We start from the raw sequence: 16,503 nt of genomic DNA on the forward strand, positions 1-16,503 counted from the left end.
GTTAATCCCTAACGTCAGCCAATTTACCTCTTCTAATATTATTTAGTTTTAAATCTTCTAAAACATTTATAGCTTCTTCCATATAAACATCTTTAGCAAGATCTTCATGCCAGCGTTCGCGCTTCTGCTTTAAAATAGTATCATTCTCAAATTCCTTTAGTTCATAGGGAAGGGATTTATAAGTAAGATCTGATTTATACTCTTTTAAAGCTTCAAACTGCTTAGCTTCTTCTTCATTCTGCTTAACCTTAGCGGCATAAGCATCAATATTTAAAGGCCATACAGATTCATCTTGCTTGCTTTTGATCCACTTGGCATTTTCTTCAATAAGTTGTAATTGCTTATTTTTTGCCATTCTGGCGTTACTGCTATTTATGGTTTGCTCATAATCTATATAACCATCCCAAACATCATAATCTGCCGCAGCGATTTTATCCCAAGGTAATGGGTTTTCTAAATCCTTCTCTCCTATGTCTATATAGCTGTACTTGTCTGGCACAACAACGTCACTCTTAACACCTTCAAGTTGAGTAGACCCGCCGTTAATACGGTAAAATTTTTGTGTGGTTATTTTTAAAGCCCCCATATCACCTAGGTCATTTTGACGTAACCACCGGTTAAGGTCATAAACATTCTGCACAGTTCCTTTACCGTATGTTTGTTTACTACCTATAATAACTGCTCTCTTATAATCTTGCATCGCTGCAGCAAGAATTTCACTAGCTGAGGCAGATATCTCATTCACCAATATTACAAGAGGTTTATCCCAAATAATCTCAGGGTCTTTATCCTTTAATATTTCGCTTTCAGCGCCGTTAGATTTAACCTGAACTACAGGACCTTCTTTAATAAACAACCCTGCTATATCTACAACCGTGGATAATGACCCCCCACCGTTACTTCTCAAGTCGATAACAAGACCATCAACATCCTGTTCTTTTAAACGGATTATTTCTTTCTTAACATCAGTAGCCGCATTACGTTCTTCAGCATTTTGCATGTCGAAATAAAACTTAGGCAAATTAATCACCCCATAGTTGCGGTCATCTTTTTCAACTGTAGTTGATTTTGCATAGGTTTCTTCAAGTTCAACGACATCACGCGTAATCGCTATATTTTTAATAGAACCGTCTTTCTTCTTTACATTTAGTGTAACAACGGTACCTTTAGGGCCTTTGATCAACTCTACCGCGTCATCAAGTCTCATCCCCACAACACTGGTTGCAACATCTTCATCAGCTTGCTTCACTTTAAGAATAATATCACCTTCTTCAAGGTCTTCTCCTCTCCAAGCAGGACCGCCAGAAATAATTTCAGTAATACTTATCTCATTGCTTTTTTTCTGAAGCCTTGCTCCAATACCCTGAAACTGACCGCTCATCTGCATATCAAAACGATCTTTATCTACTGGTGCAAAATAGGTCGTATGTGGATCAAACTCTTCCACAATAGTATTGATGTAAACCGAAAAATAGTCTTCACGATCCAACTCATTAGCGAATTCAAAATACTCTACTAATGATTTTTTTGTAGTTTCTCTAGATTCTTTTTCAATTTCACTTTTAGACAAAGCAGTATAACCTGAAGAATCTTTTGCTTTTTTCGCTTCTTCCTCAAGACGATCGTAGTAAATACCTATAGCACTAAACTTCAATTGATTTTCCCATCTAGACTTTAACTCTTTAAGATTCTTTGCATAGTCCAGATTTTCATAATCTGTATCAATGACCTCATCTTTGGTATAATCAAAAGGTTGCTCCAAAACTTCGTCGTAGATTTTTTTTGAATCCTCCATACGCTCTCTCAAACGCGTGTAAGCTAAATCAAAAAAGCTGATATCTTCATTACGAATCTGATCATCGATCTGATCTTTATACTTCTCAAACTCTTTAATGTCATTCTGTAAGAAATAACGCTTTAAAGGATCTAATGAAGTCACAAAGTCATTAAAAACCTGCTCAGAAAATTCATCATTAAATTCTTTTGCATCATAATGCCCTTTTTCAAGAACATAAGAAATAAGGCTAATAAGCACTTTGTCTTTTCCGGGATCTTCATCATTTGTTGTAAAACTGCAAGAAGCGGCAGCTAACAATAAGGCTAAAACAAGAACCTTTGCATTCTTTATCATAATATGTTGCATTTTCATCTTTTACTAGCAATCTACATTAAAAACCGTGCCATGGCTCATAATTGACGCCAACAATTTGTTAAACGTTAAGCCTCGGGATGGCTTGGTAATTTAGTATTTTAGCGGTAGAAAGCAAAACTAAATGGCAAATCAAAAACCACTAATTCTGGTCACTAACGATGACGGCATAACCGCTCCTGGCATACGCAGATTAATAACTTTAATGCAAGAGCTTGGCGATGTGGTTGTTGTAGCTCCAGACAGTCCTCAAAGCGGTATGGGTCACGCTATAACAGTAAATGACACTATTTATTGTGATCCCGTTAAAGAATTTCAAGATAAAAATCACAAAGAATACAGTTGCTCTGGCACCCCTGCAGATTGCGTTAAGATTGCTGTGCAAGAAATTATGCATCGCAAACCAGACATTTGTGTTAGTGGAATTAATCATGGTTCTAACTCATCAATAAATGTTATTTACTCTGGCACAATGAGTGCTGCTGTTGAAGCCGGTGTAGAAGGAATCCCCGCTATTGGGTTTTCGTTACTCGACTATGCTATAGATGCAGACTTTTCTCATTGTGATGCTTATGTAAAAAAAATCGTTCAAGAGGTTCTTAAAAATGGGCTGCCTAAGGGAGTTGTACTTAATGTGAATATTCCCAAATTGAAAGCCAGCGAAATACAAGGCATAAAAGTAGGACGTCAGGCTAACGCACAATGGGTTGAAGATTTTGACAAACGCACCAATCCTATGGGACGGGATTATTACTGGCTAAGTGGTGAATTTGTGAACGAAGATAAAGGCGAAGACACAGACGAGTGGGCACTGGCTCAAGGTTATGTTTCTGTTGTACCGGTTCAGTTTGATTTAACTGCACATCATTTTATTGATAAACTGAATGACTGGAAATTTAATTCGTAATTTTCGCTTTTGTAAACTATCAAAATCAAGTAAATCGTGAAATATTATATCATAGCAGGTGAAGCCAGTGGCGATTTACACGCAGCCAATCTGATGAAAGCTATTTTAGCTGAAGATCCTGAAGCTGATTTTAGATTCTGGGGCGGGGATTTGATGCAAAAAGTGGGCGGTACATTGGTAAAACATTACCGCGATCTTGCATTTATGGGATTTTTTGAAGTCTTAATGAACCTGCGTACGATTACAAAAAACTTGTCTTTTTGTAAAAAAGATATCGCAGCCTACAATCCCGATGTTATCGTTTATATAGATTATCCCGGTTTTAATTTACGCATTGCAAAATGGGCTCGCGAGCAAGGTTATAACAATCATTATTATATTTCTCCACAAATATGGGCCTGGAAAGAAGGTCGTATCAAAGCTATTAAACGTGATATTGATGCGATGTATGTCATCCTACCCTTTGAACAGAATTTTTATGAGGAAAAACACGATTTTCCTGTTCACTTTGTGGGACATCCCTTAATTGATGAGATCAGCGCAAGAAAACCTATTTCGCCTGAAAACTTTAGAAAACAACACAATTTAGACGAGCGCCCTATTATCGCTTTATTACCGGGAAGCAGAAAGCAGGAAATTCAGAAAATGCTCGAAATTATGCTCAGCATCACGCCTGATTTTAAAGAATATCAATTTGTAATCGCAGGTGCTCCCAGCCAAGATGCTGATTTCTACGAAGCCTTTCTTCAAAAGAACAGAACACACATTGTGATGAATCAGACGTATAATCTGCTTGATGTTTCTCATGCTGCGCTGGTAACCTCAGGAACAGCAACTTTAGAAACAGCATTGTTTAAAGTTCCTGAAGTGGTATGCTACAAAGGCGGAAGAATAAGCTACGAGATCGCAAAGCGCGTAATACAATTGGATTACATTTCACTGGTAAATCTTATTATGAACAAAGAAGTGGTTAAAGAATTAATTCAATCAGAATTCAATACCAAATCTTTGAAAGCTGCGTTATCAAACATCTTAGATGAAGAAAAACGAAAAGCTCTTTTTAACGAATATTATAAACTAGAAAAAAAGCTGGGTGGTACTGGGGCCAGTGCAAAAACAGCTCAATTGATCGTGAGTAGTATTCCTAAAAAATAACTAAATCAAAATGCTCTGTAGGAGATGATGTATATGAAAAGAACCCTTTTATCAATTCTGGTAAGTATTGCATTAGTGAGTTGTGGCGGAAGCAAAAAAGCTACACAAACTGTTTCTTCGGTAGAAAACACACGGTACACCGCTCCTAAAAAAAACAGCAAAATTGCAAGCTCAGAATCTTCTAAAAGTGAACTCATCTATTTGTCTGAAATTAAAGAAAGTGAAGAGAACAGACTGAGATTCAACATTATAAATAATGCACGCCAATATGAAGGGACACCCTATAAATACGGAGGAACTACAGAAAAAGGGATGGATTGCAGCGGTCTTGTTTACACTTCCTTTTTAGAGGAAGGCATCAGCATACCCCGCGTAAGCCGGCATATTGCCGAAGAAGGAAAACGCATTAAAACCGATGAGGCCATTCCCGGAGATTTACTCTTTTTTATCACTGGTCGTCGAAGCAAACAAATCAATCATGTAGGCCTTGTGGTAGATGTTTTACCCGGCCAAATTCTCTTTATTCACTCTTCTACTTCGCAGGGCGTTATTGTCTCTTCACTAAATGAAGGCTACTGGAACAATGCATTTAAAGAAGCTCGAAGAATTATGTAACACATTGATTTTTTGATTAGTATTGCAAAAACTAATCAAATCTGGTGGCCAGATGAAAGGCATCAACTCCACCCTTATACTTCTTCTTCTCGGACTCCTTTCAGGGATCCTTTTTGCTCCTGCCTTCAATTTATCGCTAATCACATCATTAATAAGTTTTGGAGTTATTCTAGTATTATTCTCTACAAACCATTTTATTTTAAAAAGAAACTTCTCTAAAAACCTCATCAGTAGCATTCTCGCATTTAGTGTATTTGTCTGTATTGGGTTGATTGAAGTCGATTTAACAAATCCACTTCGCGACAACAAGCACTATTTAAAACAAACAGCATATAATGCGGAAACCCGCCTAAAATTAATCGTATCAGAAGTTCTGAAACCGGGTTTTTACGATGCTAAATTTATCGCTCAGATCCACGAAGCTAATAAAGAACAAACCACCGGAAAAATCATAGTAAACGTTTTAAAAGACAGTCTCTATCCAGAAACTCAACTTGAGATTGATGACATTATTTATATAAAAACTCAACTTTTGCAAATAACTCCTCCAGGTGCACCCTATCAATTCAATTATAAAGAATATTTAAAAAACCGAGGTATTTACGCTCAGGTGAATCTCAAACCCTTTGAGTTCTTAAAAATAAATCCCATAAAACACAGTGCAAAAGGACTAGCCTCTTTATTAAGGAATCAAATAAATAAAAGATTAGAGCAGTATGATTTCAGCACAAATTCAAAGGCTATTTTTAATGCCTTGCTCTTAGGACAGCGACAAGATTTATCAAATGAACTGAAAGCTGATTATATCCATGCCGGTGTCATACACATTCTGGCAGTTTCTGGTTTACATGTAGGTATTTTGATGCTCATACTACAATTCATTTTACGTCCATTAGGAAACTACCGTAGCAGCCGCATCATTCGAACCGCAGTTATCATTGCTGGCATTTGGTGCTTTGCATTTGTTACAGGCTTCTCTCCTTCTGTTCTTAGAGCGGCAACTATGTTTACTTTTGTACAACTAGGCCTCCTCCTAAATCAACGTCAAGCGGGACTGAACGCACTAATTACATCGGCTTTTATTTTGCTTTTGATCCAACCGCAACTCATTTATGAAGTTGGTTTTCAATTGAGCTATGCCGCGGTATTTTTTATTATGTGGCTCTACCCTATATTCAATGCTTTTTGGGAGCCGAAAAACAAAATAGTAAAATACTATTGGCAGCTTATTTTGGTAAGTACTGCTGCACAACTTGGAGTTTTACCGTTGAGTTTGTATTACTTTCATCAATTTCCGGGAATGTTTCTTGTAGCAAACTTAGTGGTGCTTCCAGCAATTGGTTGCCTACTGATCTACGGATTACTAATTATACTGCTTTCGACACTTAATTTATTACCTCAATTCTTAGCCACAGGTTTCGACTTCGTAATTATCTGGTTAAATCGTTTCATCTCATATATTGCTGAGATAGACTTCCTGCTTCTAAAAAACATTTATTTTTCAGCAGTCTTAGTCGTCTTAACCTATCTCGTTATTATTTCCGCAGGTATATTATTTGATAAGATTACTTTTAAAAGAACCATCTTATTCTTGTCTACTATGATTGCATTACCGGTTGCTTTAATAGGGAGCGTAAAGCTTCAGGATAAACCTGAATTTTATGTAAATCACCGGTATCAGAAGACAATCTTTACTCAAAAAACTCCAACCAGAACGCTGTTTTTTTATTCCGCAGAAGTGGAAGATATCCCTCCTGGTTTTATTGAAAATTTTAAGGAAAATCAGTTAATTACGGAAGTTAAAAATGACAGTTTGGGCTCTATTTTTACACATTCAAAAAATACTATTTTAAGAATAGACAGTCTTGCAATATATAATATCGAAGGTTTAAATCCAGATTATATCTTATTGACACAATCACCTAAACTCAATTTAAACCGACTCCTATCAAGATATCCTAATGCAAAAATCGTTGCAGACGGAAGCAATTATAAAAGCTATGTTGACCGCTGGAAACTCACGTGTGAACAACAAAAAATCCCTTTTCACAACACTTATGAAAAGGGATTTTATAAGATTGAATAAAGGATCTCTCTAACTTTTGAATGTACTTTCAAAACCTGACTGATACGCTTCCCAGGCTTCTGCTGTGGTAATTTCTAAATAATCATCAGATTTGATCATCTTTAAAAATAACTCAAGCTGCTGTGGCGTTTTATAACCCGGCAATGGTTGAATCAAGTCTCCTTTTTCATCAAAAAATACGATACTTGGATACGCATTTATTTTCATCGCATGTGCAAAAAGATGCTGGCTGTTTCTTCCCTTTCGGTTAGGGTCGTAACCAGGATTTGTATATTCAAAATCCTGATATTTTATTTTCTCTGTTCCTTCAGCATTAAACTTTACCGCATAATAATTAGCGTTTACGTATTTAGCAACATCAGGATTCTGAAACGTGTTTTGGTCCAGTAATTTACAAGGACCACACCAGTCTGTATAGACATCCATAAAAATCTTGCGTGGTTCTTTCTCCTGAGCTTTTAAGGCTTCATTAAAACTCATCCACTTAATTTTTTCCTGTGCAGAAAGACTTCCAGCTCCTATAAACAAGAGGATTAGTGCGACTACTAATTTTTGCATAATTTGTTTTAATCTAAGGTATTTCAAAAAGCAGACCATTCTAATGAATGCCGTGCATTAATTTTTTTAATAAGGGGTGCAGTAAGATAATTAAGATTCCGGCGCCACCTGGAATTAGCAAAAACAACAAGAAAAATGTTGATAAGGAATACTCTTGAGTCACCTGATCGATCATACCGCCCGTACTTCCTGCCAGTTTATTACCTATTGCGATAGCAAGATACCAAACACCATACATCATTGCAATCATTCTCCCGGGAACCAATTTACTCACATAAGAAAGTCCTACCGGTGACAAACATAATTCGCCCATCGTATGAAAGAAATAGGCTAAAATCAACCAAATAATACTTACAGAAGCGACTTTTGCTCCCTGCGGAATATCACTTGCTCCGTAAGCCAAGGCTCCAAAACCTATTCCCAATAAAATGAGACCTACTCCATATTTCACCGCCACACTAGGATTGTATTTAGACTCCCAAATCTTAGAAAAGAGCGGTGCGAAAATGATGATAAACAACGAGTTTAATACGCTAAACCACGATGCCGGTACTTCTGGCGATTCAGCAGTATATTGCTCATAGAGCATCGTCAATACCAATGCCCAGATAATTAAAAAGCTTCCGCCAAGAATAAGATTGGCTAATCTGTATTTTGCAAATGTTTGTTTGAAGAGTAGGTATAAAACCCAAGTGATCACTCCTAATGGAATAATGGTAATAAGTGTGTTTGAGATTCTAAAAATAATACCAGCACTACCTTCTAAGACGCGGTCTGTATAATCATTTGCAAAAATAGTCATCGACCCACCTGCTTGTTCAAAAGCAGCCCAAAAGAACACGGTAAAAAATGCAAAAATAGATACCGCGATCATTCGATCTCTGACAATGGGAGCATATCGCACAATTCTTGAAACCAAAAGAATTATAAAAATCACAAGCGCAAAAAGGATCATAAAGTTGCTTCCGGAAAGGCTTCCTACCTGAAAGTTAAAAACGTCTGCTCCACCAATTTTAGACATCGGGTCATTAATGATCCATACCAAACCAATAAGTGCACTTACAGCGATGAAAATTTTATCTATAGCAAGAAACGGATTTCTTTTAATGGAAGGATCTTCGGTTATTTGTTCAGCATCAGTCTTAACCGGCTTCTTCCCTACCTCTCCAAAAATATTTTGTGCAAAGTAAAACTGAAGCATTCCGGCAAACATAAAAATACCAGCTAAACCGAAGCCCCAATGCCAGCCCCATTGCTCACCAAGATAACCGCAAAGCAAAATCCCTAAGAAGGCACCGGCATTTACACCCATATAATAAATGGTATAAGCCCCATCTTTCTTGTGCTCATGATTCTCGTACATTTGAGAAATAATAGAGGTCATCGTAGGTTTAAAAAAACCATTCCCCACACAGAGAAAAAACAAACCTAAGTATAAGGCAAAATGACTATCTACAGCCATCGAAGCGTGACCTAGAGTCATCAATAAAGCTCCCAAAACTACCGCCATTCTGTAACCGATTATTTTATCGGCTATATAACCGCCTAAAATAGGGGTCAGGTATACAAGTGATGTATACGTACCATAGAGTGATAACGCATGTTCCCGTGGCCAGGCCCAGCCCTCTTCAAATAAAGAAGCGGTTAAAAACAAAACCAAAAGCGCCCGCATCCCATAATAGGAGAAGCGCTCCCACATTTCAGTAAAAAATAAAACAAACAATCCGGCGGGATGACCCAACACCGGATTTTTAAAAAATTGTTCTGTAGAAGAAGTAGTCATACTAAACTATTCTAGATTAATTGATATCAGGATCTGCAAGTTCGTATTCTTCCTGCTCCAGCATCTCGCGCTCGTTATCTTCAGCACCGTGTGTAAGTTTCTCTAACTTCTTACGGAATATCAATACCAATAGTGAAAATAAAATACAGAATACTGCTATACCTGTAAATATTGTAAACTCACCAAGCTCTGATGCAGACTCCCCTAAAAGACCTGCAAGTTTATTTCCGAAACCAGTCATTGCAAAATAAACACCCATCATTATGGAAGCGTACTTTAATGGAGCTAATTTTGTAATATAAGAAAGGGCTACAGGAGACAAACACAATTCTCCGATTGTATGAAATAAATAGGCCAAAACCAACCAATACATTGCAGACTCACCATTAGACTGAAACTGAGCTGATGCAGCTGTCATAAAAAAGAAACCAGATCCCATTATTATAAGACCCATTGCCATTTTAAATAAAGAGGTTGCAGTTTTACCTTTTAATTTTCGCTTTGCCCAGAAACCAGCAACTGAAGTTCCCAGTAAGATTATAAACATCGCGTTTAATGATTGAAACCAAGAAGCGGGAACCTCATTACCTATAAATGGAAGAGAGAATGAAAGTATTCTATCGGTTTTTTCTGAAGCGTAAATATTCATCAATCCTCCTGCTTGTTCAAAAGCTCCCCAAAAAACAATTACCATTAAAAAAGAGACCAAAAGAACAATAACACGATCTTTTTCAATCTTACTCAACGGCCTTTTACTCGCTGCTATTTCTTCAGGATCTGTTGACTGCCCCAAGAAATTACCCACACGCTTCAGATATTTTTGACCTAACATATACTGTAACAACCCTAAGGCCATACCAATACCAGCAAGACCAAAACCATAATGCCAACCATACACTTCACCTACCGTACCTACAACTAAGCTAGAAATGAAAGCTCCTAAGTTGATTCCGATATAAAAAATAGTGAATCCTTTGTCCCGGCGAATATCTCCTTGTTTGTAAAGCCCCCCAACCATGGTTGAGATATTTGGTTTTAACATTCCCACACCTGCTATAATCAGACCTAAACCGGTATAAAAAGCCCACATCTGTTCTACTGCAAGAATACCGTGACCAGCAACCAGAAGAATACCCCCATAAAGTACAGATCTTTTCTGACCCAAATATTTATCCGCAATCCATCCTCCAGGAATAGAAGACACATAAACCAGCATCGTATAAGTTCCATAAAGGGAAAGAGCTTCGGCATTTGTCCATCCTAATCCTGGGTTTCCTGAAGCAGTTTCTGCGACTAAATACAATACTAAAATAGCCCGCATCCCGTAATAGGAAAAGCGTTCCCACATTTCTGTGAAGAATAAAATGTAAAGTCCTACCGGGTGCCCAAACAATTCTTTTTGCTTAGGGAGTTGTGCTGATTGTGCCATATAGTTTTTATAAATTTTCTTTGATGAAATTGGTCATTTTAGTGTACAAATGCAAACGCGTGTTTCCACCGTAAATGCCGTGATTTTTGTCTGGATAAATCGCCCAGTCAAATTGCTTATTTGCTTGCACAAGTGCTTCAATAAGGCGCATTGTGTTTTGAACATGAACATTATCATCTGCACTACCGTGAACCAATAAAAATTTTCCTTCTAACGCATCTACATGAGAAAGTGGTGAGTTGTTGTCGTAACCCGATGCATTCTCCTGAGGAGTCGTCATATAACGCTCGGTATAGATCGAATCGTAAAATCTCCAGCTCGTAACCGGGGCAACAGCAATTGCCATTTTAAAGGTATCTGCTCCCTGAAAAATACAGTTAGATGCCATAAAACCACCGTAACTCCATCCCCATATCCCAATGCGGTCTGCATCTACATAATCACGCTCACCTAATGCCTGAGCAGCTGCTATCTGATCTTCAACTTCATATTTTCCCAATTCTTTTTGAGTCATTTTTTTGAAATCTCTTCCTTTTAAGCCTGTTCCTCGCGGATCTACACAAACAATGATATAGCCTTCCTGAGCAAGCATTTGAAACCAATACCCATTTCCGGCAGACCAAGAGTTTGCAACACTTTGTGATCCCGGCCCAGAATATTGCGTCATAAATACCGGGTATTTTTTAGCAGGGTCAAAATCTTTTGGTTTGATCATATAAGCATTCAACTCCTCACCATTTATGGGTAGGGTGAAGAATTCTTTTTCTGAAATCACATAAGCATCAAATTGATCTTTTAAAGCTTGATTATCCTTGATCTTTCTGATCACATCACCATCTTCTGCATCATTTAGGGTAAAGACATATGGTGTTTCTGCATCCGAAAAGCTATTGATAAAATAGGTGAAATCTGTACTGAAGTTTGCAGAGTTTGTACCTTCTTCCGCAGCAAGCGCCTCTTTACTTTTTCCATTAACTTTAATTGAATAAACACCGCGGTTTATAGAACCATTTTCTGAACTCTGATAAAACACCCGCTTACTCTTAGGGTCATACCCATAATAGCTGGTCACCTCCCAGGGCCCCTTTGTAACCTGATTGATCAGCTTTCCGTTTTTATCATATAAGTAAATATGATTCCAGCCGTCTTTTTCGCTCGTCCAGATAAAATCATTATTGTCAAGAAACGTCAAATTATCGGTCACATCCACATACGCATCATCCGTATCTGAAAGGATCAGTCTAGCTTTTGCGGAAGCGGCATCTACAAATAACAGGTTTATATCGTTTTGCTTACGGTTTGTAGTTTGTACAGCAAGCACATTTGCATCGGGTGTCCACTCCAGACGTGGTATGTAATAATTTTGAAAACCGCTAAGGTCAACGTTTTTAGTTTCAGCGGAAGCTACATCATAAATATGCAAACTCACGGTAGCGTTAGTCTCCCCAGCTTTAGGATATTTAAACGTATCTTTAGAAGGGTATAATTCATTTCCGAAGATATCCATAGAAAATTCGGGCACATCACTCTCATCAAACCGAATAAATGCAATTTTATCTCCATCAGCATTCCAATCAAATGCTCTTACAAATGCAAATTCCTCTTCATAAACCCAGTCTGTAATACCATTGATTATCTTATTCTTAGCACCATCTTTAGTCACCTGTGTTGTCTCTCCCGTTTTAATATCTTTTATGTAAATATTGTTATCAAGACCGTAAGCAACTTTTGAAGCGTCTGGAGAAAAAGTAGGTTCTTGTATAGCTTCTTCTGCAACCTGAGTAAGCTTTTTAGACTCCAGATCGTATACATAATACACCCCTAGAGAGGAGCGGCGGTAGATAGATCGTAGTTTTGTACTCAGTAAAACTTTGCTTTCATCGTCACTTAAGGTATACCCTATAAAATAATCAAGCCCATCGATCTCGGTTGAGTTGATGAGCGTGTTAACTTTTTCACCGGTTTTATAACTGTAAACATCAAGTGTTTTCACACCAGAATTTCTATCTGTATTGAGAACGGCATATTCTTTTCCGTTATTCATAGAGTGCAATCTATCAAGATATTGCATTCTAAAAGTACCGTCATAAATCTCTTCAAGGGTGATCTTCTTTTGCTGAGCAGTCACCACTTCGGCTACCAGTAGTAATAGCAAAAGCGCAATTTTTCTAATGTTCATAGTTATTAAATCGTAAAAAATAGTCCGCCAATTTTACTAAAAATTAACCAAAGAAGCGTCTATTTCGTTGTTAAATACGCAGTGATTCCTACAAAATACCAAGCAGGTTTATGATTATCATTAAAAGCATTGTCATTACATTTAAACTATTCTTTTTTCAGAATTAGTGAACAGAATCTAAACTTCGCCAAAACACTATCTTTACAATCTGCTAATTAAACGGTAGATTTCGGTTAAATTGCTTTAAAATAAATACCCTAAGAATTAGCGATATACTCTATTTGTTATCAATACGTTTACATCTATGTCTAATACCATACAAGGTTTTTCACGACTTACTAAAAAAGAAAAAATAGCCTGGCTAACAGCAACTTTTCTACCCGAAAATCCGGAAGCTACTCACATTCTTAAACAATACTGGAATGATGACAGCACGCTACAACAGTTGCACGATGAGTTTATTGAGAACACCATTTCTAACTACTATTTACCTCTGGGAATAGCCCCTAACTTTTTGATCAACGACAAAAGTTTTGCCATACCCATGGCGATTGAAGAAAGCTCTGTGGTTGCAGCAGCCAGTAAAGCTGCAAAGTTCTGGATGTCTCGCGGTGGATTTAAAGCAGAAATCTTGGGTACAGAAAAAATAGGTCAGGTTCATTTCACGTTTAGCGGAAACGCACTACTCCTAGAACAGCTTTTTGAAGCTAAAAAAGCTATTTTACTTGAAGATCTAAAGCCACATACCGAATCTATGGAAAAACGTGGTGGCGGTATCACCAGTTTAACTTTAGTAAACAAAACCGAAGCGCTAGATAATTATTACCAACTACACGTCACCTTTGAAACACGTGATGCGATGGGTGCAAATTTTATCAATTCTTGCTTAGAACAACTGGCTGAAAGTTGGCTGCGGGAGTACAGAGAAGCTCACAATAACAATAAAGCTGATCTGGTTATTATTATGAGCATCCTTTCTAACTATGTCCCGGGCTGTATTGTAAAAGCAGAAGTAAGCTGCCCGGTATCTGAACTCTCTGAAGCAAACGGCATAGATCCAGAAGTTTTTGCAGCTAAGTTTGTGCAGGCGGTTAATATTGCTGAAGTTGAACCTTATCGAGCGGTTACACACAACAAAGGAATCATGAATGGTATAGATGCTGTGGTACTCGCAACCGGCAACGACTTTAGAGCAATTGAAGCTGGTGCTCACGCATACGCTTCAAAACATGGAAGCTACTCCAGTTTAACGCATGCAACTGTAGAAAATGGTATTTTTAAATTCTGGATAGAAATACCGCTGGCACTCGGAACTGTAGGCGGACTAACAAAATTGCATCCGCTTGTAAAACTGAATCTTGAAATGCTGGGTAATCCAAGCGCTCCCCAACTGATGGAAATTGTAGCTGTTGCCGGTCTGGCGCAAAATTTTGGTGCGGTAAAGTCCTTAACTACTACTGGTATTCAAAAAGGCCATATGAAAATGCACCTGATGAATATGCTCAATCAATTGCAAGCTACTCCAGAAGAAAAAGAAGCTGCAATCCTGCACTTTAAAACTCATAAAGTAAGTCACAGTGCCGTGAGTAGTTTGATAAGCAGTATTCGTAAATCTGAAACCGTATGAGAACAGTTCTAGTCTTACTTTTTAGTGGTCTTATCTGTTGCTCTAGTAGTGCTCAGGAGCTATCAAGTGTATTAAAAGATTATATCAAACAGCAGCAACAAGAACACCAAATCCCGGCGATTGCGGTTAGTTTAGTTACTCCTGACTCTATTTTTCCTTATGTAAATGGCAAAGTCAGACTTACCAAAAAAGAGCGCATACCTCGGGATGCAAAATTCCATTTAGGTTCTAACTCTAAGGCAATAACTGCTTTTATCGCAATGTACCTTAGTGAACAGAATGTAATTAACTTTGACACCGCTTTTTTTGAATTATTCCCCGAATTGGAAACCACGAGTCAGAAATCTTACAAGTCTATAACGCTAGGCGATCTACTTTCTCACAATGCCCAAATCCCAGCTTATACCAAAGGAACGGAACTGGCGAAATTCAATAATCTTACTGGTAACACTAGTGAAAAAAGATATGCGTTTGCTAAAACCGTACTTTCAGAAAACGCGGTAAAAACAGGAACCTACTCTAATGCGGGCTATGTTCTGGCTGCATTAATGCTAGAGAAAGCTGCAGGCAAAAGCTTTAAGGAATTATTAGACGAGCTGATGAATGAATTAGATCTAAGCTATTTCATCGGTTTCCCGAATAAAGAAAATGATACGTATCCCTGGGGGCATATGGAGCAAAATGGTTCATTGACTTCTTTAGCTCCAGATCACAGCTATAGACTAAGCAGCTTTATGGTAAGCGCAGGAGACATCAGCATGAATATTGAAGATTACAGCAAATTCATTCAGTTGAATCTACAAGGCTTAACAGGTGTAGCTAATTATTTAGAAGCTGACAACTACAAAAAACTACACTTTGGAAAACCCACCTATGCTTATGGCTGGGGAAATATAGAACAGGAAAATCAAAAGATGAGTTACCATGATGGCAGTGCCGGTACTTACTATTGTCACACCGTTCTTTTTCCTGAAAAAAAGATCGCCGTTATTGTTATGGCAAACACCGCTACTGAAGAAGCAGTACGTGCTATCTACGACATTCAAAAATGGATTAGCGATAATCCTAAAAAAGCAAAAAAATAGCATGTCACAATCATTTTATGGTCACGGTAAACTATTAATTACCGGAGAATATTTGGTTCTTGACGGTGCACTTGCATTAGCAATCCCTACTCAAAAAGGGCAGCATTTGACCGTAGTTGAATCTGAAAAGTCTGGAATTAAATGGACCGGAATCAAGGAATCTGGAGAAGAGTGGTTCTCATTTCAATTAGATTATGAGCAATTTGAAACTTCCTCAAATTCTAAATCTGAAAATCCGGAAGAACGCCTGATTCAAATACTGATTGCTGCACAAAAACTGAATCCAAAATTTTTAGCAGACCGACCAAATATAGCAGTGACAACCCGATTGGAATTTAATCAAAAATGGGGCTTGGGCTCTTCGTCAACGCTTATCTACATGCTAGCTCAGTGGGCAGACGTCAATCCGTATGAATTACTAGAAGCAACCTTTGGCGGTAGTGGTTACGATATTGCCTGCGCAGGCAATGATGCTCCCATTCTGTATCAACGGAATTTAAACCTCCCAAAAACACTACAAACCACTTTTTACCCCTCCTTTAGCGATGAGTTATTTTTTGTTTACTTGAATAAAAAACGAAACAGCAGAGATGCGATCGCTAATTACCGCAAACAGTCACCTAAGGCTCTTGAAGAAGCGATTAAGAAGGTTTCGGGTATTACACAAACACTTTTAACCTGCGATGATCTTTTCAGCTTTAAAGCGCTTATACAAGCTCACGAACGCGTTATTTCTTCGGTAATTAATCAAGCTACTGTTAAACAGCGTCTTTTTAATGATTACCCCGGTGCTATAAAAAGTTTAGGTGCCTGGGGTGGTGATTTTATTCTAGCAACAGGAAACACAGCAAATCAAGAATACTTCAAAAATAAAGGGTATGAAACTATTCTTTCTTTTGAAGAGATGATCTATAAAGGTTAAACTCAAAG

General features: G+C 37.8%; 12 protein-coding genes. 7 read left to right on the top strand and 5 right to left on the bottom strand.

Annotation, left to right across the window (positions count from 1 at the left end):
- Window position 1 precedes the first annotated feature (1 nt).
- Window positions 2-2,131: a carboxy terminal-processing peptidase gene (locus tag DSM03_RS13960; RefSeq protein ID WP_201740444.1), complete on the bottom strand. Its 2,130-nt coding sequence runs from the start codon at window positions 2,129-2,131 to the stop codon at window positions 2-4.
- A 142-nt stretch (window positions 2,132-2,273) separates the two neighbouring features.
- Here DSM03_RS13960 and surE point away from each other — a divergent pair, with 142 nt between their 5' ends.
- The 4 genes from surE to DSM03_RS13980 are packed head-to-tail and all read left to right on the top strand — an operon-like array spanning window position 2,274 to window position 6,912.
- On the top strand, window positions 2,274-3,056 hold the full coding sequence (gene surE, locus DSM03_RS13965) for a 5'/3'-nucleotidase SurE (protein ID WP_128762366.1): 783 nt from the start codon (window positions 2,274-2,276) through the stop codon (window positions 3,054-3,056).
- A 36-nt stretch (window positions 3,057-3,092) separates the two neighbouring features.
- A complete protein-coding gene (gene lpxB / locus DSM03_RS13970) occupies window positions 3,093-4,211 on the top strand; it encodes a lipid-A-disaccharide synthase (RefSeq protein ID WP_128763261.1) in 1,119 nt (372 codons plus the stop codon).
- 33 nt (window positions 4,212-4,244) lie between these two features.
- Window positions 4,245-4,826: a C40 family peptidase gene (locus DSM03_RS13975; RefSeq protein WP_236643953.1), complete on the top strand. Its 582-nt coding sequence runs from the start codon at window positions 4,245-4,247 to the stop codon at window positions 4,824-4,826.
- Between the two features lie 52 nt (window positions 4,827-4,878).
- A complete protein-coding gene (locus tag DSM03_RS13980; protein ID WP_128763262.1) occupies window positions 4,879-6,912 on the top strand; it encodes a ComEC/Rec2 family competence protein in 2,034 nt (677 codons plus the stop codon).
- Between the two features lie 9 nt (window positions 6,913-6,921).
- On the opposite strand, the gene DSM03_RS13985 is transcribed toward DSM03_RS13980, so the two are convergent.
- Genes DSM03_RS13985 through DSM03_RS14000 form a run of 4 tightly spaced genes read right to left on the bottom strand, consistent with a single transcriptional unit; the run spans window position 6,922 to window position 12,861 of the window.
- Window positions 6,922-7,470 carry a thioredoxin family protein gene (locus DSM03_RS13985; protein ID WP_128762369.1) on the bottom strand — a complete coding sequence of 183 codons (549 nt, stop codon included), beginning with the start codon at window positions 7,468-7,470 and terminating at the stop codon, window positions 6,922-6,924.
- A 40-nt stretch (window positions 7,471-7,510) separates the two neighbouring features.
- Window positions 7,511-9,253 (bottom strand): peptide MFS transporter, encoded by a 1,743-nt coding sequence (locus tag DSM03_RS13990; protein ID WP_128763263.1) that lies wholly within the window; start codon window positions 9,251-9,253, stop codon window positions 7,511-7,513.
- A 16-nt stretch (window positions 9,254-9,269) separates the two neighbouring features.
- On the bottom strand, window positions 9,270-10,682 hold the full coding sequence (locus DSM03_RS13995; RefSeq protein ID WP_128762371.1) for a peptide MFS transporter: 1,413 nt from the start codon (window positions 10,680-10,682) through the stop codon (window positions 9,270-9,272).
- 7 nt (window positions 10,683-10,689) lie between these two features.
- On the bottom strand, window positions 10,690-12,861 hold the full coding sequence (locus tag DSM03_RS14000) for a S9 family peptidase (RefSeq protein ID WP_128763264.1): 2,172 nt from the start codon (window positions 12,859-12,861) through the stop codon (window positions 10,690-10,692).
- 304 nt (window positions 12,862-13,165) lie between these two features.
- On the opposite strand from DSM03_RS14000, the gene DSM03_RS14005 reads away from it, so the two are divergent.
- The 3 genes from DSM03_RS14005 to DSM03_RS14015 are packed head-to-tail and all read left to right on the top strand — an operon-like array spanning window position 13,166 to window position 16,495.
- Entirely contained in the window at window positions 13,166-14,488 is a 1,323-nt protein-coding gene (locus tag DSM03_RS14005; RefSeq protein WP_128763265.1) for a hydroxymethylglutaryl-CoA reductase, degradative, read from the top strand.
- Window positions 14,485-15,573, top strand: a complete 1,089-nt coding sequence (locus DSM03_RS14010; RefSeq protein WP_128763266.1) for a serine hydrolase domain-containing protein — start codon at window positions 14,485-14,487, stop codon at window positions 15,571-15,573. The genes DSM03_RS14005 and DSM03_RS14010 overlap by 4 nt, the downstream gene beginning before the upstream one ends.
- Window position 15,574: 1 nt before the next feature.
- Window positions 15,575-16,495, top strand: a complete 921-nt coding sequence (locus DSM03_RS14015; protein ID WP_128762375.1) for a GYDIA family GHMP kinase — start codon at window positions 15,575-15,577, stop codon at window positions 16,493-16,495.
- The last annotated feature ends 8 nt before the right edge of the window (window positions 16,496-16,503 follow it).

It is taken from the genome of Leeuwenhoekiella aestuarii (genome assembly GCF_004104055.1).
Taxonomy (GTDB): Bacteria; Bacteroidota; Bacteroidia; order Flavobacteriales; family Flavobacteriaceae; genus Leeuwenhoekiella; species Leeuwenhoekiella aestuarii.